Source organism: Paenibacillus jamilae, from assembly GCF_050482105.1.
Classification (GTDB): Bacteria; Bacillota; Bacilli; order Paenibacillales; family Paenibacillaceae; genus Paenibacillus; species Paenibacillus jamilae_B.
On the sequence record NZ_JBCNHI010000024.1, the window covers coordinates 117,265 to 140,808 of the forward strand.

At 45.4% G+C, this 23,544-nt stretch carries 20 protein-coding genes; 2 read left to right on the forward strand and 18 right to left on the reverse strand.

Annotated elements, in window-relative coordinates; genetic code table 11:
- Window positions 1–35: 35 nt before the first annotated feature.
- The 14 genes from ABEW32_RS24430 to ABEW32_RS24495 all read right to left on the reverse strand — a co-directional run bounded on the left by ABEW32_RS24430 (window position 36) and on the right by ABEW32_RS24495 (window position 15,485).
- Window positions 36–548 carry an A24 family peptidase gene (locus ABEW32_RS24430; protein WP_430192623.1) on the reverse strand — a complete coding sequence of 171 codons (513 nt, stop codon included), beginning with the start codon at window positions 546–548 and terminating at the stop codon, window positions 36–38.
- A gap of 89 nt (window positions 549–637) precedes the next feature.
- Window positions 638–1,633: a pilus assembly protein gene (locus ABEW32_RS24435; RefSeq protein WP_430192625.1), complete on the reverse strand. Its 996-nt coding sequence runs from the start codon at window positions 1,631–1,633 to the stop codon at window positions 638–640.
- Complete coding sequence (locus ABEW32_RS24440; protein WP_430192627.1) at window positions 1,602–3,818, reverse strand: hypothetical protein; 2,217 nt, start codon at window positions 3,816–3,818, stop codon at window positions 1,602–1,604. Before ABEW32_RS24440 ends, ABEW32_RS24435 begins: the two co-directional genes overlap by 32 nt.
- A 46-nt stretch (window positions 3,819–3,864) precedes the next feature.
- Complete coding sequence (locus ABEW32_RS24445) at window positions 3,865–4,533, reverse strand: TadE family protein (RefSeq protein ID WP_430192629.1); 669 nt, start codon at window positions 4,531–4,533, stop codon at window positions 3,865–3,867.
- Entirely contained in the window at window positions 4,533–4,727 is a 195-nt protein-coding gene (locus ABEW32_RS24450) for a Flp1 family type IVb pilin (RefSeq protein WP_430192631.1), read from the reverse strand. Before ABEW32_RS24450 ends, ABEW32_RS24445 begins: the two co-directional genes overlap by 1 nt.
- 10 nt (window positions 4,728–4,737) lie before the next feature.
- Window positions 4,738–5,622, reverse strand: coding sequence for a type II secretion system F family protein (locus tag ABEW32_RS24455; protein ID WP_430192633.1), 885 nt, complete (start codon window positions 5,620–5,622; stop codon window positions 4,738–4,740).
- A 6-nt stretch (window positions 5,623–5,628) separates the two neighbouring features.
- Window positions 5,629–6,420 (reverse strand): type II secretion system F family protein, encoded by a 792-nt coding sequence (locus ABEW32_RS24460; RefSeq protein WP_430192635.1) that lies wholly within the window; start codon window positions 6,418–6,420, stop codon window positions 5,629–5,631.
- Window positions 6,417–7,664: a TadA family conjugal transfer-associated ATPase gene (locus tag ABEW32_RS24465; protein ID WP_430192637.1), complete on the reverse strand. Its 1,248-nt coding sequence runs from the start codon at window positions 7,662–7,664 to the stop codon at window positions 6,417–6,419. Before ABEW32_RS24465 ends, ABEW32_RS24460 begins: the two co-directional genes overlap by 4 nt.
- A gap of 13 nt (window positions 7,665–7,677) precedes the next feature.
- Entirely contained in the window at window positions 7,678–8,835 is a 1,158-nt protein-coding gene (locus ABEW32_RS24470; protein WP_430192639.1) for an AAA family ATPase, read from the reverse strand.
- Window positions 8,836–9,372: 537 nt separating this feature from the next.
- Complete coding sequence (locus ABEW32_RS24475; protein WP_430192641.1) at window positions 9,373–11,700, reverse strand: histidine kinase; 2,328 nt, start codon at window positions 11,698–11,700, stop codon at window positions 9,373–9,375.
- Between the two features lie 218 nt (window positions 11,701–11,918).
- Window positions 11,919–12,803: a metal ABC transporter permease gene (locus ABEW32_RS24480; RefSeq protein ID WP_430192643.1), complete on the reverse strand. Its 885-nt coding sequence runs from the start codon at window positions 12,801–12,803 to the stop codon at window positions 11,919–11,921.
- Window positions 12,800–13,729, reverse strand: coding sequence for a metal ABC transporter permease (locus tag ABEW32_RS24485; RefSeq protein WP_430192645.1), 930 nt, complete (start codon window positions 13,727–13,729; stop codon window positions 12,800–12,802). The genes ABEW32_RS24480 and ABEW32_RS24485 overlap by 4 nt, the downstream gene beginning before the upstream one ends.
- Window positions 13,730–13,734: 5 nt before the next feature.
- Window positions 13,735–14,499, reverse strand: a complete 765-nt coding sequence (locus tag ABEW32_RS24490) for a metal ABC transporter ATP-binding protein (RefSeq protein WP_430192647.1) — start codon at window positions 14,497–14,499, stop codon at window positions 13,735–13,737.
- A 14-nt stretch (window positions 14,500–14,513) separates the two neighbouring features.
- Complete coding sequence (locus ABEW32_RS24495) at window positions 14,514–15,485, reverse strand: metal ABC transporter solute-binding protein, Zn/Mn family (protein ID WP_430192649.1); 972 nt, start codon at window positions 15,483–15,485, stop codon at window positions 14,514–14,516.
- A gap of 236 nt (window positions 15,486–15,721) precedes the next feature.
- On the opposite strand from ABEW32_RS24495, the gene ABEW32_RS24500 reads away from it, so the two are divergent.
- A complete protein-coding gene (locus ABEW32_RS24500) occupies window positions 15,722–16,510 on the forward strand; it encodes a DUF3153 domain-containing protein (RefSeq protein WP_430192651.1) in 789 nt (262 codons plus the stop codon).
- Here the strand turns inward: ABEW32_RS24500 and ABEW32_RS24505 are convergent.
- From ABEW32_RS24505 to ABEW32_RS24515, 3 genes are all read right to left on the reverse strand, one after another.
- Window positions 16,507–16,932, reverse strand: coding sequence for a thiol-disulfide oxidoreductase DCC family protein (locus ABEW32_RS24505; RefSeq protein ID WP_430192663.1), 426 nt, complete (start codon window positions 16,930–16,932; stop codon window positions 16,507–16,509). The genes ABEW32_RS24500 and ABEW32_RS24505 overlap by 4 nt on opposite strands.
- Before the next feature lie 125 nt (window positions 16,933–17,057).
- Entirely contained in the window at window positions 17,058–17,384 is a 327-nt protein-coding gene (locus ABEW32_RS24510; protein ID WP_430192653.1) for a hypothetical protein, read from the reverse strand.
- Window positions 17,385–17,507: 123 nt separating this feature from the next.
- Complete coding sequence (locus ABEW32_RS24515) at window positions 17,508–17,927, reverse strand: organic hydroperoxide resistance protein (protein ID WP_013369947.1); 420 nt, start codon at window positions 17,925–17,927, stop codon at window positions 17,508–17,510.
- Window positions 17,928–18,248: 321 nt separating this feature from the next.
- Between ABEW32_RS24515 and ABEW32_RS24520 the strand changes: the two genes are divergently transcribed.
- Window positions 18,249–19,568: an Nramp family divalent metal transporter gene (locus ABEW32_RS24520; RefSeq protein WP_430192655.1), complete on the forward strand. Its 1,320-nt coding sequence runs from the start codon at window positions 18,249–18,251 to the stop codon at window positions 19,566–19,568.
- A gap of 78 nt (window positions 19,569–19,646) precedes the next feature.
- Here the strand turns inward: ABEW32_RS24520 and ABEW32_RS24525 are convergent, their stop codons facing one another.
- Window positions 19,647–23,516 (reverse strand): non-ribosomal peptide synthetase, encoded by a 3,870-nt coding sequence (locus tag ABEW32_RS24525; protein ID WP_430192657.1) that lies wholly within the window; start codon window positions 23,514–23,516, stop codon window positions 19,647–19,649.
- Window positions 23,517–23,544 lie beyond the last annotated feature (28 nt).

Below are 23,544 nucleotides of genomic sequence, written 5' to 3' on the forward strand. Positions count from 1 at the left end.
TCTCTGAGGTAGCATGATCTCCCCAAGCGAACACGTCATGACAAGAAGTAAAGATAAGCACTAACCGCTCCCGGAATGACTGCCGTCATAAAAGGAAACCTGAGATGTGCTTCTCTCCCACTGGTCAGCGCCTTGCCGCTGCGAAACAGGAAAAACCCTCCTAAATTAAACGCTACACGTCGTAATCTCATAATGCTTTCCCTCCGCCATAGCAAAATCCCTATACCAATAATCCCTGCAAAAAAGATCGAATATAGAGCCGATTGCCAGGCAAAAGCAGCACCTGTCCATGCTCCAATTAAGCCAAACAACTTAACATCTCCTGCACCAATAGCTCCCATCCAGTATAAAATCAGCATGAATCCAAAGCCGGTGCCAAGTCCAGCAATAGCAAATAAAAAACCGTGCCAGCCCCCAAACAGAGTATTGAACAGCAAACCTACTGCTATGCCGGGTAATGTAAGCTTATTAGGTATCTTCATGCTTCGTAAATCTGTCACTAGCGCAATCGCTAGCAGAACTCCGCACACAATATACATCCACGTCAATGTAATCTTTCCCCTTTATAAATATAGAAATTAGCAGGGCCTGCCAACCCATTTTCCATCATAGTTATCTCTAAATGTCTATATCTGGACTATCCATCAGTTGTCTTCTGCACAGAAAACGGAACCTCGATACGCTGGCCATCCTCTGTTTCAATTACAAAGCTCCATTGACCTGGTGTTGTGTTGGTCCCCACAAACCAGCTCCATTCAACAATTCCTTCTGCATTGGCTGAGGTCCAGCCCAAGTGCTGAGCTGTGCTTTCACCTGACTTATAAAGTACAGACAGGGTAGCATTCGTCCCAGGTTCAACCTTGGCCTTAATCAAATTGTATACACCCTTCACAGCAGGTTCAGGCTTGACGAGTACTTGTATGGAATGCTGCGCATCCTTATCCCCTGTTGCATCACCTGTACCTGCTCCCTCTCCTGTATCACCAATCCAAAGACGTTCCTCAGCTGCCGCTTGGAGCACAATATTGCGATACAAAAAGGGTACTTTCATCGGCAGTTCATACGATAGCTCTACTCTAAAATAAGGGTCCTTAGTTTCTGTAAGAGAGGGTACATGCACGCTAGTTATATGAATACGGTCATAATCCAGAATGCTTGTCTGCATAAAAGGCTTTAGCAGCGGCTTCAGAACAGGATCAAGTGCTGCCTCAGTTAAGCGGCCCCTTAGCTCCTCCAGTGGCTTTTTGCCGCCTTGAATAGCACTTTCTACCCAATCACCGATTGGAGGTGGCAGTTGGGCAGCGAATTGGCTTGCGTATTCACTCACAGATAACTTGGGCAGTTCATCCAGCGGTTCGCGGACTGCATCTATTTTTGCGGAGGTCGCCTCCACGGCTAGAGATACTGGGTAGATTTTAGCCGAAACCTGCTTAACTGCTTCTGAAGCAGTAGTCTGCAAAGCTGTGGATACCAGCGTCATTTGGACCATATAAATGAGAAAGATAATAAAAAACAAAAATAATGGCAGCACCAATGACGCTTCTAAAACAATACTTCCTTGTTCACGCTGCTTCTGTCCATACACCTGTCGTAGATACTGATTAGTAGGAAAAATGCGCTGTTTTCGTGACATAGTACACACTTCCCTTAATACTCTCGCCTTCTTGGGAGGCGGTTCCTAGCATCTTCATTACCCCCGGTAGAAACCATAGCCTCATCCCATTCTTGACCTCACCCTTTACATACGTACAGCGCTCAGCTGGATTGACATCTGTATTCAGGCGAATTAGAGCAAGCATACGAGACATTTTTCGTTCATTATTGCTATGGAGCATCAGGAACAATCGCAAATGATCCTTGTAAGTCATTCGAAATTTCAGAAAGTCAGACAAAGGCACATCCCCTTTTTGTGCCAGCATGATCATATCTTCAATCGCCTTCTCTACTCCATATAACAAGGCTGCCGCCAATACGACCAACGGGTTACCCTTTGAGCTATTTTTAACTAGTCCCTCCATCGTTCTAATGGCAAGTCTCATAGCAAAAATCTCCCCATAGGCAGATGCCAGATTACCCGTCGGATTATGAAACCCATACAAAATATACTCAACTTCCTGGTTATTCACCTCCAGCTGATCTCCCAAAATCTGTGCGGCATTACCCACATTTCCACCTGATCCAGCCAAACTGCCAAATCGGCTAAAATCCACATGATGGAAATAGGAAAGCGCATATTCATTCTGGTAAAACTCATCTCCCAGTTGAATCAGTAAGTTGGATGCCGCCGCATATAAACCATCCATACTATCCATGGAAGCCCCCGCTGCATCATAAGTGTCATAGGACAAATCAGCAGATACGGATGGACTGGATGAAGACTGATTAAACGTAATACTTTCGTTGTAATACTGCTCCACCTCTCGAAATTGCTCAGCGCTTTGTTTACCTTTGGAAAGAACCTCAATGATCCGATAGGCTTGCTTGAGTTTGTTTTTCGCTTCTTTTTCCATTTTCTTGCGTTCTTTGTCAGGGCCGCGTCGCGTGTCCATCGTGCTGGCTTCACCGTCGAGTACATTGGCGGGTCCCGCCCAAGCATACGCATTTAAGTATTTATCTATCTCTTTGAGCGTTGAAGCAACTTCTTGCTTGAGCATGTCTGCATTCAAAAATGGATCTGTATAGAAAGATAATGTACGCATCATGCTCGTTATTATATTGTTAGATGTATTTAAAGCGGTCCGTTGCTTTTCGATTTCTGCTTCCCATTGCTCAAATTCGTTGTCGGGAATCAGCAAATCCTCCGCCTTTTGCCGGGCATTTCCTACAGACGGATCGGCGTTGGAGCCTACTCCGCTTGGAGTGGGGGCTGCTGAAACCTCGTCATAGCCTGCATTGGACGCCCTCTGTTTATACTGGACAATGACTTTGCGCATCTCTTCGTTAATCTGCCGGGCTTCATTCAACGGTTCTTTGGCTTCCAGAAGCAGCTTATCATGCTCCTCCCTAATCTGAACCATGACCTGTCGCAGGCGATCCAGTGCTATCCTTGCCCTTCTTGCATATTTCTCCATCTGCATGATTTTAACGTCGTCCACACTCTTCTTGTTGTCCTCATATACATGTACATAATGCTTATATTGAGCAGCAATATCGGCTACAACCTCAAGTGGGTCCCATATATATTGATTAGGCATATATGTCCCCCTCTGTTTAATAATCCGTTTGCGCACCTCTTCCATATAAGCTCCTGCCTTGCGCTGTTTCTCCAGCATGTCATCCAGCTTGCCCTCTCGTCTGTCGTACAGCTTTTGCAGACGTTTCAGCAAATCTACCGTATGTGAGGCTTCCTTCATATTTTGAGAGAGCGGCTTCAACTTTTCGAGCACTTCAAACGTAAAATCAACAGGTGCTTTATACTTCATCTCTTCACGGATTTGCTCGTTAAATATGGCATATTTACCAAGCTCCCTTTCCATTTGCAGTGAACTGGAGTCCAGCTTCATATTCATTAGAGGTAACGTTTCCGCGCGCGCCGTACGCCGCGCACTATCATTCAGCACTTTGACCATAATTCGTTCTCCGCCGCCTTCACCATAAGCAAACAAACCATACTCCTGTTGTAATACCGGATCATAAGCAGACATCACTGACCGTACCGCCGCATGGGTCAGCCGTTCGGTCTGTACATGCAGCGCAGCAATTCTCGCGTAATCAATAAATACAGCAATAAAACCGAACATGACTGCCAACATCAGAATGAGGAAGACCGTGACAGCACCTGATTCTCCGTCCTTTGTATTTCGTCCCTTACCAAACACCCGCTTCCTCCTTTCCAGTTACATCCCTGTCCCTGTTGCTTACTCCTTACTGACCGTTTTGCCCATATTGCATCAATACTTTCCCTGCAACTGACGGATTTACCTTTTCACCGGAACCTCTGCCCATAAATTTCGCACCATAATAACGGACCAACTCCACCGTACGAATCCATTCCACAGGCTCCACCACACCCGAGTTCATTTTTCCTTGTAAATCTGTATGATCTAAAAACTGATTTAACAAAGGAACCTTCACAATCTTATTAAGTTCTGTGTTTACCTTACGGTGAACCATACTGTTCTCATATATCATCTGCCCCTGCATGCCCATAGGCATTTTATTTTCTGCATTGGACAGCTTCTGAGCAGGTAACGAGCCACCTCCATTGCCGCCCGGTACCTGTACACGTTCCTGGTTATTGGCGCCGGCCCAACCAAACAGGGCGCCTAACATGACATCATCCTTCAAACGCCAATATAGAGAATCTCTTTTCCCCTGCGGAAATGCTCCTGTACGTGGCTCCTTAAAGCTGTTATCCCAGCTGTAAGCAGCTCTTTCCGAAGCAGTAGCAGCAACCTGCACCAGTATAGATTTTTGATATATGTACAGGCAAAAAAATAACATTACAAAAATGACCAGCAGCAGAATGGGAAAGACGAGAGAAGCTTCCAATGAGAAGCTCCCATCCTCTTTTTGTACCAATTTGCACAGCATTATGAATCCATAAAATCGTTACTTTTTTTATCCGCCTTTTTCAACAGTCCTTCTACAATTTTCTTGATCTGATCCTTAAAAATAATTGCTACCGCAATCAAAATTGCAATGATCAGGATCATTTCCAATGTCCCCAAACCATCCTCATCCTTGTACAATTTACGAATACTACCTGCTACCGATGTCGTCATCATTTTATTCCTCCTACATATTCATCATCATTAAAGCCGGAGCGCCCACCAGCACAATGACCGTAAGCAAAATTAATGCCATCGGGAAAACTAGCTTTGAAGAAGCCTGTTCCCCTCTTGTGCGGCTAATTGAAGTACGCTTGCTCCATAACGTCTGAGATAACTCACGTAAAGCCATTACAAAATCGCTCCCGCCGCGTCTCATATTCAATAAAACTGTCGTTGTAAATATCGTTACTTCCTGAATACCACAACGTTTGCTCAAATGTTCAAATGCCTGTTGAAAGGAATAGCCACTTTCCCATTCCCCCACTGTCTGCCGCAATTCCCGATACAATGGATGTATCGTATCCGCCCCTTTACGTTCCACACAATGAAGCAAAGCCCGTTGTACCGTCTCCCCCGCACCAACTAAAAGCATCATTTTACTTAGTAGTTCAGGCAATTCCATTAAAATCTGTTGATCCCGCTTCTGTACTTTCCCATGCAGATCCTTAACCAGCGCAACTGGCACCAGAACACCGAGCCCTAAGCCAAGCACCAGTCCAGTCGCTTCACCGCCCAGCATGAGCGATATTAATGCTCCACCAGCAGCCACCATATACCCGTAGCCCAACATTTCTGCCAGAAAAAGCATCGTTTTTTCTCCGCTGTTACGCATACCATACAGTTTCTGGATTGAGCGCTGGAGCTTGAACATTAGCAAAGGCAACCTCTGAGTGACACGTGAAACATGAAGCATGTGAACAAAAGGCACCGAAAGTTTTTGCAGCCTCAGTCCTTCCAGCTTCATATGGCGAAAATGCGCATACTTAGCAGCATACATTTGGTTCAGCACCACCCAACCTCCCACTTGCAGAACCAGCATGACCAGACAAACCAACGTCACCACACCCATCACTCCTTACACTTCTATCTTCATAATGTGGTTGATCCACATAAGACAGCCACCAAGCACCAGTAGACAAAAGGTTGATAAAATCATACCTGTACCGCTGTATAAGGGCATCATGTAGTCTCCTGCTGTCACTGTCATAAACAAAACAAACAAAAAAGGCGCTGCAAACATAACCCTTGATTCAAAACGTTTCTGCGCAATCATTACACCGATCTCCTGCTGAATATCCAGCTTCTCACCAATGACATTTGAAGCCCGTCGTACAACTTCCACCAGATCACCCCCGGTTCGTTTGCAAGCCGTAAATACGTCTGCAAAATTCGTAATATCCTCCATTTGTGCCCGACGAGCCAAATCCTGCAAAGCAGCCTCTACAGGCTGTCCGATTTCAAGGCAGGCTGTAATAATGCTAAATTCAAAGATCAAATCGTGATCTCCATCCGGACTAAGCAATCTTAAATCCTCTACAGCCTCACGAAATCCATTCTCCACGGACCTTCCCGCTGAAAGAGAAGACGAAAGCGAGTACAAAGCCTGTTTGAATTGAATGCTTAAAGCAGCTCTGCGTCGTTGTAGCAAAAAATTTCTAAAATAACGAGGCGTCACCACAGCTCCAGCAGCACATAGCAACGATAATATCCATTGGTGGTAAAATAGATATCCGATCATCGCGAACAGCACACCACTAAAAAGAATGCATAGACTTTTTTGTACAGTCGATAAGGTATACACCGTATAATCTGGCAGAGAAGGGACCTCACGTGACACTTGATTGGCAGTCGCCTTTTTTGTTCTCATACCGAAGCTCCTTCCACGTGCCAGCTTTCCGGCTTGATTCCGGCCATTTGTAACTTCAAGGTATGCTGCAAACCCCGGCCGCAACGTTCCAGTCCTCCTACGATTCGTCCTTTACTTTCTCCGCTTTCCCGGAAGTGATAAAGAGGATTCAGTGTCACCTCGTCATTTTCAAAGCCAATCACTTCGCTAATTTCCAGTACCCTTCTGGATTTGTCACGTAGCCGTGATAGATGAACAAATATATCAATGGCCGAGCTGATCTGTTGCCGTACTACTCCAAGCGGAAGCTCCGCCCCGCCGAGCACCATCGTTTCCAACCGGCTGACCATATCGCGGATATTATTCGCATGACCAGTTGACAACGATCCATCGTGTCCTGTGTTCATCGCTTGCAGCATATCCAATGCCTCACTCCCTCTGACCTCACCCACCACGATACGGTTCGGCCGCATACGCAGGGAGGAACGGATCAGATCACGAATCGTGATTTCTCCCCTCCCCTCGGTGTTCGCATTCCGTGTTTCCATGGAAACCAGGTTGGGGACAGTCACAATTTGCAGCTCTGCCGAATCTTCAATCGTAATAATCCGTTCAGATGAAGGGATGAACTGGGATAATGCATTCAGAAAGGTTGTTTTACCAGAGCCCGTTCCGCCGCTTATAAAAATGTTGTACTTGCTACGAACCAAGTCTTTGAGCATAGCGGCGGCTTCTGTATTGAGCGCCCCCATCCGTATCAAATCATCCATCGTCATGGGACGCTCGGGAAATTTCCGTATGGTCATCGTCGGTCCCTTCAGAGCAACTGGCGGCAGCACAATATTTACGCGTGATCCATCCTTTAATCGGGCATCTACAATGGGGGAAGACTCATTCACAATCCGGTTCACCCCGGCTACAATCGTCTGAATCAAATCCTCCAGTCGCTCGCGGGATTCGAACTGATCGGGCACCTGAACCACCTCACCTGCCCGCTCCACAAAGATTTCCCGGTGACTATTGATCATAATTTCCGTAACGGTCGGGTCGTCAATTAGTGGCTGAAGCACATCCAGCCCACGGAAAGAATTAAAAATTTTGCGAACAAGTGCATGCTTCTCTCGGGAAGTTAAGTCCGTCAGTTCTACATCATTTAGAATTCGTTTTTCGATATGCCGTACCAGATCTATATCCTTTACCGAGGACGTTACGTCCAGCCCGTTACGGATATCTGCGCGCAACGCCTTAAATTGTTCCTCATTCATGTTCATCATCCCCTTAAGACCAAGCCACCGTCGGCTGTGCTGCGCTCTCCAGATCCAGCAACTCACGGCACAAGTGGAGGATTTCCCGCTGGTAAATCGGTGAACTAAGCAGCAACTCACGATGCTGCATTTGCTTCCATGAAGGAATGTAGGGTAACGCTCCACTTAGCTCTATGAAGTCACGAGGTAACGAGTTGGTCATAGTTCCCATGTAGCGGTTCACCACAAAGCTGGTTTTGCATATCATGGCTTCAAGACCTTCAGGCTGCGTGGTTGCTAAAACCTCAAGCCATAATCCGCACTTGTGCATACTCATTAAATCGTCAGCCAGCAACCAGATCAGCTTATGACTAGCTTCAAGCACAGCTTGAGCCCGCTCACCATGTTCTGAATCACCATCCACGATTACTACATCATACTGCCCGCTTTCAGCAATCGTTCGAATGAGCTCTTTCGCTTCATCACAAGTCATATCCATCAGTTCCTTGCGATTATAGACAGGTTGGAAGGTATCAGCATGGATTTCAGGGCGATGCACACAATAGGAGGCTATGGATAAGGATGTGCGCTCATTCCCCTCTGACTTGAGGTCATACAGCAGCCTGGACAGCCCTTCTCCTGGTGCTCCACTTGAACTGTCTGAACCAGTGAACAGCGAGCTTGAATCCACCGTCTCCAGATTCAAATAGAATACTGAATATCCCTCATTCCCCAGTTGCTTGGACATATTGAGCGCGGTCGTTGTCTTGCCCAATCCACCAGAAGCTGCTACCATGCCGATAATCATTCCACCTTCCCGACTGTTTACGCTTTTCCGACTATTCGACCTCTGTTTCGCTGTTTCCAGAATAAAACCGACCAGTTCAGATAAAGGTTGATATTTTAATAAAGGCTGCCCATATTCGCTCACGTGTTCTCCCTCATGTAAAACCAAACAAGCAATACCTGCATCTTTCCGAGTTGTCCATAGATTCAGAAAGGCCGTTTCACCTACCACGACATCGGGTCTTTTCATTCCGCTGGTCTCTATCATGTATTGATGAAATGCCTCCGGTTGCGAAAAAGCTGTTATTCTCAGCCTTCTGGCGTACTCACTTCCGTGTACATAATTCAGCAGTGGCTCAATATAATCCCGATCTTCTACGGCCAACACTACTTTTACTGGAACCATCACGCTCATCCCCTTTCCCGACACAACAACGCAAAAAAGCACCGTTCATCCATCCGTAAGTACATACGGTTGGTGAACGGTGCTTCCGTCACATAAATTCTATTTACTGGTAGGATAGCATAGCACCTATTTTAGAGCAAGTATTTTTTTGTACAAATAGTTTCCTAGAATCCTGGTACTAAAAGAAGGCGGGCAATCTAGCCCCGCCTCCTACGATCTTCAACTTAGTAGAATTTGTGGTGACGACGATGACATTCGTGATGACGATGGTGGCAGTGATGGTGGTGGTGATGACGACGTTTCCGGCAATGGAATTTCTTTTCAAAGTCTTCATGTTTAAATCTTGGCTTAAACTTGATGACAGTCACCTTAATGATTTTCTTAGTCACACGTTTTCTTGGCTTTGGAAAATGACAAAAATGTTTACGATGTTTAAACATTCAATCTCGCCTCCATTTCTTTGAGATAGAATATACTATGGAAGCAGTGAATAACCGGTAACCAGCATATGACTATTTATGAATCAATTGGGCTTTATTAATAATCTGTCTCCAGCTTGATATCCGGATCATAATCCGCCACGATGAGAACGTCCATATGACGTGCATGACGGAGAATCCTTGGCACAACCGCAGTCTTCCCCCAACAGCTATTTCGGGAAGACTGACCCACGATGAGCTGCGTACCCGAATATCCTTGTACTGGCGCAATCAAAATGTCGGCAATCTCGCGTCGACTGGAAGCAAGCCGAATTTCAAAGGTCCCCCCCAGCCGGCGGGTCAGCAGCTTTAGTTGTTCCAGACGAGGATTCAGTCTCTCAGGTATACGCTCACCGACATGAACATAAGTCACAATCCACATAGCCTTCAGGCGAAAGGCAATACGAAAACCACGGCGAATCAGTCTTTCAGCATTTTTGGTCAGCGTCACGCCTACAAAGATCACTTCCTCCCTGCGCCACGGTCCCCGAAGTGACTCGTGCCGATCCCAGGACTCCAGCCGCTCATCTACATCATCTGCCAACTCCCGCAAAGCAAGTTCACGTAGCGCAATCAGATTACCCAGCTTAAAAAAGTGACTAAGTGCCTGCTCCACCTTCGCAGGATCGTAGATTTTGCCCTCACGCATACGCTGCTGCAACGATTTGGGAGCCACATCCACAAGCTGTACTTCATCAGCCAGACGCATCATATGGTCAGGGACAGTCTCTCTCACCCGAATGCCAGTAATTTGTTCTACTGCGTCATTCAAGCTCTCCAGATGTTGCACATTCATTGTGGATATAACAGAAATACCTTGCTCCAAAATAGCCAGTACATCCTCATAACGCTTAGATTTCAGACTTCCCGGAACGTTGGTATGTGCCAGCTCGTCAATCAGCACGACCTCAGGATTACGCCTGAGAATAGCTTCAGTGTCCATCTCTTCCAAATATGCACCATGACGCTCGATAGACTGACGAGGAATCGTCTCCAGAGAGCCTACCTGGGCCAGCGTTTCTGCTCTTCCATGCGTTTCCAGCAATCCGATAACCACATCAATCCCGTTATCCAGCAGATCATTTCCCTCTCTCAGCATGGTGTATGTTTTGCCGACCCCCGGAGCAGCACCAATGTATACCTTGAGCTTGCCCCGCAGGATTTTGGCTTCCTCAGCCTGTACTTCCTCAACGCTCAAACGATGATACGGGTCAGTATCTCCTTCCTCCTGTCTCATCGTTGGCAGAATCCGTTCACCCTCCTGCTCGGCTCGGTCCGCAATCAGCAGCAGATCCATATTTTTCATTCGTTTTAAAATTCCGTTCACCAGTGATCCTTTAACCAGCTCCTGCCACAGAGTCTGCCGAGAATGCCCCATAACAATGCGGGTAACATTGTGAGTTACCGCATAATGAATAAGCTGACGTGGCAGCCTTCTGCGGGAAAGGAGAGGGATTTCTTCAAATGTTGATCCGATCTTGTCGGCCAACTGCTCAATGGAGCGCCTGAAGGCTGCTGATTCCTTGGACAGCTTTCGCTTCGAGCTGACAAAGGAGACCACCAGCATATCTCCACCCAACCGCTTGGCCACCTGCTCCCCTCTGCGTATATATATGGACCCGTTCCAATGATATTGGACAGGCACCAAAATACGCTCTGCTGCTCCTGACGCCCCGTGCAAGCCTAGCTCCTCCCGGTGCCGTTCCAGCGAATCATTCACATCCTCTGCCACCAGACGCAGAGCGAGCTCGCGCAATTTACCCAGATTTCCCCGGTGAAACATTTCAGGATTGGGCGTATGCATGTAACCTTTCGCCAGCCGTTCCAAAATCATCTCCGGGGTGGCATCAATTAGACGAATTTCATCTGCCAGCTCTAATGTATCCACGGGAACTGTGTATTCCGCTTCAAAGCCTGTTAGCTGATAGACCCACTCTGTGATTCCTTCGAGTTCATAAACATTAACCGTCGTAATGACGCTAATGCCCAGCTCCAGCAAATACCGAATATCCTCCAATCTTGTTGGAAATGGGGCGTCTTTTCGGTTATGGTGTGCCAGATGATCCACCAGCACCACCTCTGGATTTCGTGCCACCAAAGCTTCCACATTCAGATCCTTTTGCTCCTCGCCATCTTCCATCCAATGAATACTGGGTACTCGCTCCAGCGTGCCGACCTGTTCTACGGTCTCACGCCGCTGCAGGGTCGATACCGCACAAATCACAACATCAATCCCCTCATGTTGCAGCGATTGTCCCTCCTGCAGCATATGATACGTTTTGCCCGAGCCACTGACCGCACCAATATATATTTTGAGTCTGCCTCGATGCAGTTTGTTAATGGAATCCAATATTTCCTCTGGTGATTTACGTTTGAAGCTCTCCAATCTTGTCCCTCCCCGAAGCGTAACAGCTCGTTCCGACCCTTCTGTGTGATTGTAAAGAATGTACTCCCGTGTCCTGTTCAATTCAAGAGGACCTAACAAGCTTGCCTCAAAAAAAGCCGCACAGATTAGCATAAGCGTAAAAAAGCGTGCATTCAGGCACTTTATGCCCAACTGCACGCCAATTTGAATAATTCATGTAGGATCACTTACGAGACTCATTAGCTATTTTCACCCACGATCCCGCGTTGTTGAAATAACTTTCGCCATACCACACCATGGGACGGTGAAAAGAGAAAAGCCAAAAGCAGCAACACACCCGATACACACAGCATACATGCCGCAATAGAAGCATCCAATACAGTTGCTGTATAAAAACCCACAATCGAGCTAATGGCTCCAACACCCACGCTGCACGCAATCATACGGGACAGCTTCTCTGTCAGCAAATAAGCGGTGAGAGGTGGTACAACGAGCATGCCAACCACTAGAATTGCACCTACGCTCTCAAATGACGCCACAGTTGTTAGTGAAACGAGACTCATTAGCAGGTAATGAAAAAAAACAACCGGAATGCCCAAGGAAGCTGCCAATGCGGGATCAAAGGAAGTGACTTTAAATTGCTTGAAAAAGCCCCCTACCACGAGCAGATTGATCAAAAACATTGCGCCCGTAATCCACACAGCTCTCGGACCTGCGTCAAAGCCAGCAATTTCTAGCGTATTCCACGGGACATAAGCAATTTCCCCATACAAAACGTGGTCCATATCCAGGTGGGCATTGGAAGCAAATACACTGATCAGTAGAACACCGATAGCAAACAATGTTGTAAACACCACGCCAATGGCGGCATCACTTTGCAGACCACTTTGTTGGAATAGCTGAATCAGATACACCGTTAGAAGCCCCAGCACGGCCGCACCAAACATCATCCACACCGAATCCCTCGACCCGCTGATGAGAAAGGCAATGACAATACCAGGCAGTACTGCATGACTGATAGCATCGCCGATCATGGCCATTTTCCGAAGCACGAGAAAGCAACCGACGATACTGCACCCCCCTGCCACTAACATTCCCGTCAGAATCACATAAAATGAACTCATAGGGCACGCTCCTCCCTTGGCTGTGTTCCGACTCCCTGCTCCAGACTTTTTCTGGCGTTCATCTGAACGATAGCCTTGGAAATCATTCCGCGCTGCGGCGCAAAGATCAGACTTGCACCAAACACCACAGTCGCACACAATACGCACAATGGTCCTGTTGGCAAGTTTTGTCCCAGAGAGCTAATAACGGTCCCACCAAAACCCGCTATAGCACCAAACAAGCCTGACAGGCACACCATAACGCCCAGCTTCTCCGTCCAGTATCTTGCCGACACGGCCGGGGTAATCAGCAGAGCAGCCATCATAATGACGCCCACGGCCTGAATGCCGGCAACTACCGCAATAACAATCAACAGCATCAACAACTTATCCAGTAAACCTGCCGGATAACCAAGTCCACGGGCAAAGCCGGGATCAAAGCTGAGCAGCTTAAATTCCTTGAAAAATAATAAACATATTCCGATGAGCACCACCGAAATTACCGCCATCGTATAGACATCAGACGATACCATTGCCGCAGCCTGGCCAAATAAAAATTTATCCAACCCGCTTTGGTTGCCAGCACCACTATGCTGAATTTCGGTCAACAACATAATGCCAAAGCCAAAAAATACGGACAACACAGCTGCAATCGCCGAATCGCTTTTAATTCGCGAATACCGGGTTAACGCACTGATGGCAAAGGTAGCAGCAAGTCCTGCAATGGCAGCTCCAATCATAAATCCAAACATGGATTTTGTGCCTGTAATCATAAAAGCCACACATACCCCCGGCAAAGCTGCATGTGCCAATGCATCTCCCATAAGCGATTGCTTACGCAAATACATAAAACTGCCAATCACCCCGCTGCTTAAACCGAGTAAAATACAGCCTAGCAAAATCCACTGCATGTTCGGGTCTGTCAAAAGCGTCGCCAAGCTTTTCATACTGCTCACCTCACTCCGAGTATCGTGCCAGAATTCGAGCCTGTTTTGAGTACACTCAGACGCCCGCCATACGTACGTTGCAGATTTTCCTCGGTAAAAATATCTGCGGTCTCTCCAATCGCCATCAGATGCCCATTCAACAGCATAACCTGGTCAAAATATTCCGTGACCGTAGATAAATCATGATGAACGACAAGCACGGTTTTCCCCTGCTGTTTCAGATCATTAAGCAATAAAATAATAGCTTTTTCTGTTGCAGCGTCCACACCGACAAACGGTTCATCCATAAAATAAAGCTGAGCGTCCTGCGCAAGTGCTCTCGCCAAAAAAACACGTTGCTGCTGCCCGCCAGACAATTGACTAATCTGTCGGTCTGCAAATGGACTCATCCCAACCTTGTCCAGACTCTCCATCGCAGCCTGACGATCTGCTGCTCCCGGACGCTTAAACCAGCCCAGTCTGCCGTACCGTCCCATCATAACCACATCCAGAGCGTTCGTCGGAAAATCCCAATCCACCGACTCCCGCTGCGGTACATATCCAACCTTGAGTAGCTGTTGCTTATAGGGCTTGCCGTAGACCAGCACCTCGCCCCTAAGCTTTGGGATCAAACCAAGTACGGCCTTGATCAGTGTAGATTTACCAGCTCCGTTGGGACCGATAATACCAATCAGTTTGCCTTCCGGCACCTCAAAGGAGACATCAAACAAAACGGGCTTTTTTTGATAGGCTACCGATAAATCACGAACAACAAGTGGTGAATGTCCCATGGGTCTAAGCCTCCTTATTTAAGCGCTCTAACGATCGTATTCACGTTATGCTTGACCATTCCAATATATGTTCCATCTTCTGTCCCCTCTTCACCCATAGCATCCGAATACAGCTCGCCGCCAACCTTTATGGTATGACCTTGCTGAGCTGCACCCTGAATAACGGCATCAATGGCCTTTCTCGGCACACTCGATTCTACAAATATGGCTTTAATTTTATGCTCCACCAGGTAATCTCTCAGCTTGGTCACATCTTGCGAGCCCGCTTCTGATTCTGTACTCATGCCTTGAAGCCCTCTTACTTGAATCTGGTAAGCGTCTCCGAAATAGCCAAAGGCATCATGCGCCGTGACAAGTACGCGCTGAGTCTTCGGTATACTGGAAATTTGCTCTCTCGTGTAATCATCCAACTCTCGTAGCTCAGCAAGGTAAGCTTCGGCATTGGCCTTATATTCCTTGGCATGAGCAGCATCCAGTTCCGACAATTCATCTCTGACGGTTTCTACCGCAGACATCCAGTTTTGTACATCAAACCAGATATGTGGATCATACTCAGCCCCCATTTCCGGGCTGGCTGCACGCAATTGATTCTGGGCAATGTTTTTGGACACGGCTACAACGGGCTTTTGCTTGCTGATTTTCTCCAAAATGTCCTGCATTTTTCCTTCCAGATGCAACCCGTTATAAAAAATGATGTCAGCCTCATCCAGCTTACGCATATCTCCCTGAGACGCCTTGTACAAATGCGGGTCAACGCCTGACTTCATAATTCCTGTGACCTCCACATGAGCACCGCCGACCTTCCCGACAATATCAGAGATCATGCCTATGGTAGCTGTAGCCTTTATTTTTTGTCCCGCCTCTCTCGCAGCTCCCTGCTCTGTCTTCTTGGCATCGTTGCATGCAGTCGCTAGAACCAGAACTAAAGACAGCACTCCAACCGTCGCTACCCACTGCGGCAAAGCCTTCTTAAACTGCTTGTTCATGTTTTAAAATCCTCCTTGTAATATTTGTTTTGGGACAAACTATTTCCTTGAGACAATTATTTTTTACACACACTATATTTTGGAGTATACACTAAAATTTTTACCTAAGGAAACATTTTCGAAATATAAATCTCATCATTTCTTGTATAGCGTTCGATTTTGCCTCTTCAAATGTGTAATATATAGAAGATGTCCAGTCCTTAATTTAAAGAAACCATACAAAGAAGGTGCAGGTCATGAATCCAACAGGATACGGCCCTTATCGGAACAAACGTCGGCAAATCCAGTTACGAAAAATACTGCTCATTTTTATGCTGGTGTGTTGCCTGCTTGCCCTAACTTCCTGCGCTCGGGGTGACGTCCATGTTGATGTTCATCTAGATCAAAGTGTAGATATAGATGCAACGTTCAGTGTAAATAACCAGACACTGCTAATGTTAGACAATCCCGGCCTGCTCGATCGATTAGTTCAACGTATGCAAAGCAACAATGTAAATGTAAAGCCGCTGTCGGAACAGGGACGGAAGGGATATCAAATAAAGGGGCATTATCAAGGGGATTGGAGTACAAACCAAAAAAATCCCGTTCAAGGCTTAAATCTGCCTGAGGGATTAGAAATAAAACGCACTGTAAGCCAACATTTTTTCACAACAAATATGGATCTTACGGTGAAGCTCGACCTGCCTCAGATGCTACCTGAAGAAGCTCGTGGCCTGAGTGATAAGTTAGCACAAATGAATGTGTTCGCACGCAAATTACTAGAACGGCAACTGGATCTTAACTTCAGCCTATCCCTACCCATCCAGCCTGCTTTCAGCAACGCAGATCGTGTATCGGATGACGGAAAAACACTCTATTGGGACATTGCTCCGTTAGAGTCTAACAAGCTACAATTGTCGGTCAACGTACCCAATGTACGACATATTGTATATGTATCTGTTACGGGTCTTTTACTGATCGCCGTAGCGGTGATATTACTGATTCGTAACTATCGAGGCAAAAATAGACATAAAAAAGGGAACTAAAAAAATCGTTTCCTAATTTCTGGTGGGGGGATCTGGCATTGATCCTCTTCATCCTTGCCAAACCAACGATATCGGTTACGTGCTACCCAGTTATAGGCAGCGTTGCGCATAAAGCGGGGAATCAGGATGAATACATAGGCCAGCGGGTATGGGAAACGAAGGCGTTTGGCAATCCGCAAAGCTGCAGTTGACTTTGTATAATACGTACCATCTTCAATTAGTACGAACGTATCCAGCTGATCTGTAGACAGTCCACCTGCACGTAAAAGTTCTTGTCCTGCCTCGGACTGTAGAGAACCAAAATGAAATACCCCCTTAGGATCACGCTTGATAATGAAGCGGGCTGCTCCCTGACAAAAGTGGCATACCCCATCCACCAATACAATGGAATGACCGGTATGGACATGATCAGACTGGTTCATCAACGTATTTCACCTCCACAGAGAATTCAACGGTATGGAAACACAACGATACGATTATAAACAAAAAAACGCCGAATGTATCCGACGCTTGTTTAGGAATGTATAATCCTTACCTATTCAAAAAACTAACTCAATGCTTTCTCAAACAGCTGTTTTGCATGAATTTGCTCTAAAAACTCATCATGGAACTGATCCATACACTTGCAGATAAAATCCTTATGGCATACCGGGCAAGGTGTCGTTAGCAGTCGACTAATATTCGTCAAAGTCCACTCCGGATTACGTTGAGAAAAAACGCGGCACTCGGTTCCATCGGCCAAACTCATTTTAAACTCATAAAGCCCTTCCTTTTCGTTGCTGCCAGCCAGCGTGAAATTAACAATATTCGGTCTGTAAGACATCATATCACCCGTATTTTTCAAATTTGTTTCGTACCTGATGACCAGAATCACCTATGACATCTTAATGAATTTTGGCGATGATGTCAAATGGTCGCAATTCTCAGCAACTCAGGATCTAGGTGCAAAAGCCGCCGATCCATCGGCGGCTGTGTGTAGAATTTTTTAAAAATGCGGTTAAATGACGTTGAGTTCCACATCAATGTTACCGCGAGTTGCTTTGGAGTACGGACAAAAATCATGTGCTTGGCGCGCCAAATCTTCGGCCTGAGAACGCTCGATTCCCGGGATTTTCACATCCAGACGCACCGCTAACTGGAAGCCGCCGTCGCTTGGGTCCTTGCCGATCGATACGTGACTGGTGACCTCTACATTGTCCACCTTTACCTTGGCTTTTCGAGCCACATTCGCCAAGGCGCTCTCATAGCATGCGCCGTAGCCTGCCGCAAACAGCTGCTCCGGATTTGTAGCGTCTCCACCTGCTCCGCCCAGTTCCTTCGGCGTGCTTAGCTTATGCTTCAAAACCCCGTCTGAAGAAGCAACTGAACCGTCTCTTCCACCATGTACCGTTGCTGATGCTGTGTATAACGCTTCCATGATTTCATCTCTCCTTCTCCATTTTATTTGCACTCCACAGAAATTCTCGTCATGTTAATACATGATTTCCTTCTCGTATGTACTTTAAACGAGCCACGCAAAATGAATCACTTTACATCTGCTCCATTGAGAACAATTTAGCTTGGTTATTTTCCATGGTTTGGTTTAATTAAGGTGTGCAACTGCTTCAAAAATATGATGAATTTGCTTGACCACACAAAAGTTGCACTAGACAAAAACTATTGTGGGTGTACAATAGGGATAACACATTCACTATGTCACTAATACTATATTTCAATATGAACAAAGAAGGTGAAGCGTATGAAAAATTCAAAGGGCAACTTCGCGGAAATCGCTTCACTGTCGGAAGTGAATCGTTCTTTAAGCGTCCCGAAGGACGGCACCTGGTTTCGGAAATTTCTCGCCTTTGCTGGACCCGGCTATATGGTCGCTGTCGGCTATATGGACCCTGGCAACTGGGCCACAGACATCGCTGGTGGATCGAAATTCGGCTACACACTGCTTAGTGTCATTCTGATCTCCAATCTGATGGCTATCCTGCTGCAAGCCCTAGCCGGCAAGCTCGGCATTGCCACAGGTAAAGATTTGGCTCAAATGTGCCGTGATGCCTATAGTCGTCCTGTCGCGATCGGCTTATGGCTTTTGTGCGAAATTGCCATTGCAGCCATGGATTTGGCGGAGGTCATCGGTTCAGCCATTGCGCTGAAGCTGCTGTTCGGTCTACCGTTACTATACGGGGTCATCATTACCGCCTTTGATGTTATGCTCATTTTACTGCTGCAAAATAAAGGTTTCCGGGCATTGGAAACACTCGTCATTGTATTAATGGCCACGATCGCCGGCTGTTTTGGCATTAATCTCATTTTGGCACAACCGGAATGGAGCAGCGTATTGGGAGGATTCGTGCCAGATTCGCAAATATTGACGAATCCAAGCATGCTGTATATCGCCATCGGTATTATGGGCGCTACCGTAATGCCGCATAACCTGTATCTGCATTCTTCTATTGTACAAACTCGCAAATATGAGCAGACATCCGCGGGTAAGCGGGAAGCAATTACATTTGCAACTTGGGATTCCAGTATAGCGCTCATGTTCGCTCTATTCATTAATGCAGCTATCTTGATCGTAGCAGCTGCCGTATTCCATACAGCAGGAAGAACGGATGTAGCAGAGATTAGTGGTGCCTATTATCTGCTTTCACCATTACTCGGAACCACACTTGCGAGCATATTGTTTGGGGTAGCGTTACTCGCCTCAGGTCAAAACTCGACCGTGACAGGCACTTTAGCTGGACAAATTGTGATGGAGGGCTTCTTGAACCTTCGTCTCTCACCTTGGTTGCGTCGTTTGGTGACCCGTCTTATCGCGATCATTCCAGCAGTCATTGTCACTGCGATTGCAGGTGAAAAAGGGGCGGAAGAGCTGCTTGTGCTGAGTCAGGTTATTTTATCCATCCAGCTCCCTTTTGCCATCATTCCATTACTGCTCTTTACCAGTGACAAAAAGATTATGGGTGAATTTGCAAATAAAATGTGGCAAAAAGTAATAACCTGGATCGTGACTGCTGTCATCATTATCTTGAATGTAGTGCTCATCATCCAAACGATTTCAGGTTGACAGACTGTTTGCAAGTAACCAGTAAAAAAAGAGGTGTTCCAGGAAGCAAAATAGCCATGGAATACCTCTTTTTATCGTTTATTTCTCCAATATGCTTAGAATCAAATCTGCATTCTGTTCAACAAATGTAGCATCAAGCATGCTTTCATGATCCCCATACCCATCACAAATGGAATACTCCCCAATTGTAGAATGCTCCCACATCCGGATATCTCCACGTATATGTTTACTTTGACTCTGAAGAGATTTAATAACATGAATATGAGCCGCAACTTGTCCGGAATTCATTAAGTTATCCAGATAAGTATAGTATCTCTGTATCTTCTCTCCAACATGGAGATAAAAAAATTCTCCTTCACTTTGCAATTGTGGATATTTTTCTAACATAATGTCTACTGTCTCTTTCGCATATTTACGACTCTCTTCTGTTGTAAGCCGCTCTGAATTTATTTCTGTAATGTAGAATGAGTCCAATAAAATGAGCTGGCCAACCTTATCTCCCTGTTTTTCAAGTGCCTTTGTAATCTCAAAAGCCAAATTTCCTCCTGCTGAAATTCCCAGAAATACGTAAGGCCCCTCAGGCTGAACTTCTTTTATAAGGCGGATATATTCTGCAATGAGACGGTCCTGTTCAATCTCAAGAAAATTAAAACTATACAATCGATAGGAACCAATGAATTCAGCAAGCCTTTGATATACAACCCCTAAAGCCACTACCGGAGGGAAACAAAATATGTTCCGGTCTCTTTCTCCCTGTGGATTAAACAACATTCTTTCGTTTGAAAGGTCGCTAATCTGCGTCTCGGATGAAGAAACTAGGGATGCCAATTCTCGAATAGTCGGTGTCACAAATATCTGTCGAATCGGAAGCTCTATTCCGTGACCTGTAGCTAGTCTCGCCACAAATTTAATTACACTTGTCGAATCCACTCCCAGTTCAAATAAAGAATCGTCTACACTAATGAAACTATACTCCAAAATCTCTTCCCAAATTCGTACCATAATGTGCTCCATCTCCGTCACTGGAGCTTCATATTTCTTTTGAAATATGGTTTTACCGGATGGCTCTGGCAGTGCTTTCCGGTCTAATTTGCCATTAGGTGTTAAAGGAATTTGTTCAAGACGAATAAAATGTGTAGGCACCATGTAATTTGGCAATACACGACAAATACCTTCTTTAATATCTTGAATGCTCAAACTTGGTTGGGCCACAATATACGCACACAGTACTTTATTTCCTCTTGAATCAGGGGTATACAAAACCACTGCTTCCTTTACTCCAATAATTTGAAGAATTTGATTTTCAATTTCGCCAAGTTCTACACGATAACCGCGAATTTTTACTTGCTGATCGTTACGTCCCAAAAATTCAATATATCCTTTTGAATTCAAAATCCCTTGGTCTCCAGTGCGATATAATCTGCCAAACTTTGGATGATCTAAGAATGAGAATGCTGTTTTTTCTTCTTCATGAAGATAGCCTTTGGCTAGGCCAATACCTCCAATGTACAGCTCACCTTTTACACCTATTGGACAAAGTTCCTGATCGTAATTCAATACATAATAAGTTTGGTTGGCTAGTGGCATTCCGTAAGGTATGGAGGCCCAATCTTCATGGACTTCATATACAGGATAATAAATGGACCAAATAGAAGCCTCTGTTGCTCCACCCATACTTACTACATTCGCGTGAATATATTGTCTGCGAATCTTATCCGGTAGACTGAGAGGTATCCAATCTCCACTAAGAATGACCAAACGCAAAGAAGTGTTTTTCTTTCGTGCTTCAGACGACCGATACATACTATCCCAGTAATAATAGCTTTCCTCTTCTTCTCCAAGCACATGGTCCAACATCAAGTCCATTATAGCTGGAACAGAGTTCCAAATTGTAATTTTATGTTCCTCTAGTGTCTTGGCGACTTCTGTAATATCACGTTGATCATCAATAAGCACTAAAGCCGCCCCAACCGCTAACGCTCCAAATAGATCATAAACCGATAAATCGAAACACATGGATGATAATCCAATAATACGGTCCTGCTCATTCACATTGAATTTACGATTAATATCCTGCACCGTGTTCGCTACCGCCCCATGTGTAACAATGACTCCTTTAGGTTGGCCTGTACTACCTGAAGTATAAATCACATAGGCAACATCATCAGGATCATGTTCGACCTGAAGAACCTCACCAGAATAAACGGCTAATTCTTTCTTAACGTAAAGATCCGGTTCTAACATTAATTTACAACCACTGTGATTTCTAATATATTCACGACGTTCCTCTGGATAATCAGGGTCAATCGGTACATAAGCCGCTCCGGCCTTCAATATACCTATAATATTCACAATGGTTTCAATACTCCGATTGGCTAATACACTAATAAATTCACCACGACATACGCCATATTCCTGTAAATAGCGAGCCACCCTATTCGAGCGCTCATTTAATTCCTGATAAGTGATATGGCTATTTTTATAAATCACTGCAATTGCCTCTGGCCAACGAACGGCCTGCTGTTCAAACAAGGAATGGAGTGTAGTCCTAGGAATTTCTTCACAAGTATTATTAAAGGCTGTGGTCAGAAGAAGTTTTTCAGTTCCCCAAGGAAAACGATTTCCTGCATCTGAGCTTAAGCAAGATTCCAGCAACATAAAGTACTGGTCAAACATCGCTTTAATGAATTCTGAATCAAACAGTTGCTCAACATAATCCCACGTGATCGTGAGTCCACCATCTACTTCTAGGACCTGATAATCTAAAAAAACTTGGGAGGTTTGAGAAACCGCTGTCTTTACATCCCCCATATAATAAACAGAATCATCTGTACCTTTCCCTGTATCTAATAACATGCTTGTGAATACAATAGGCATCGCTGCTTTATGGGTTTCAGCACCACGCTGACGTATAATCTCTCTGATGAATTGAATTCCGTCATAGTGCCTATGTTCGAGCGCCTCCATCATAACATTTTGCACGGATTCAGCCTGTTCCCAGAAAGATTTCCCTCCTTCAACTGTAATGTCAAGCAACATAACGGATGTAAAGTCCCCTATCATCTTGAATACATCTTTATGAAATGGATAACGATTAAAAATAGTACAATTGAGCGCCAATTGGGATTGATTACTCCAGTATGACAACACTTTGGCAAATACAGTGCACAGCACTGCAGTTGGTGTCACGTGATTTTTTTGTGAAACTTGCTTTAGCTTTTCGTAAAGCTCCCTATTGCAGTGCTTGGTTACCCGTTCGAATCGCGGTTGTACAATCAGGCTTGGTGAAGAAACATACGGTAAAGCAGGAGGCTCAGGAAAAGATTCCAGTTTATCTATCCAATAGTGCTGATCCCTTTTATATATTTCTGAGGATTTGAAACCCGTATAAGCCATCATGTAGTCTCTGAAAGTAACGTCCACGTCTTCCAATTCTAATTCAGGATCATGGTAATATTTCATAATTTCCTGATGAATGAATTGAAAGCTTGCCCCATCCGTTATTAACATGTCATAACCAATAAAAAGGTAAACCATTTCGGCAGAACATTGAAAGGCTTTATATTCAAATAGAGGCCACTGATCGGTTTTAAAAATGTAGTGAGACATGCGCTCTCTTTCCGTCAGTATTCTCTGTTCCTGGACTTCCTTAGAGAGATCCTCCATCGGGATAATCTCAATATGATATTCTGGAACGTAATCTAATACTTGTTGCTGCCCGCTTGGCAAGATAATCGTTCGCAACATAACATGACGTTCAATAACTTTTTGTAGTGCTCGATTAAACCGAACCATATCCAATGAAGTTTCCAACTCAATATATACATGTGTAGACACTCCGCCCATTTCAAAATGGTCCTCACGTCCCATCAGATAAGCCATCTGCACATCCGTTAGCGGAAATGGTTCATAGATATGCTCCGGATCAGGTGTTAACTCCGGATACACAATGGCCGCTTGTGTATCTACACCTTCC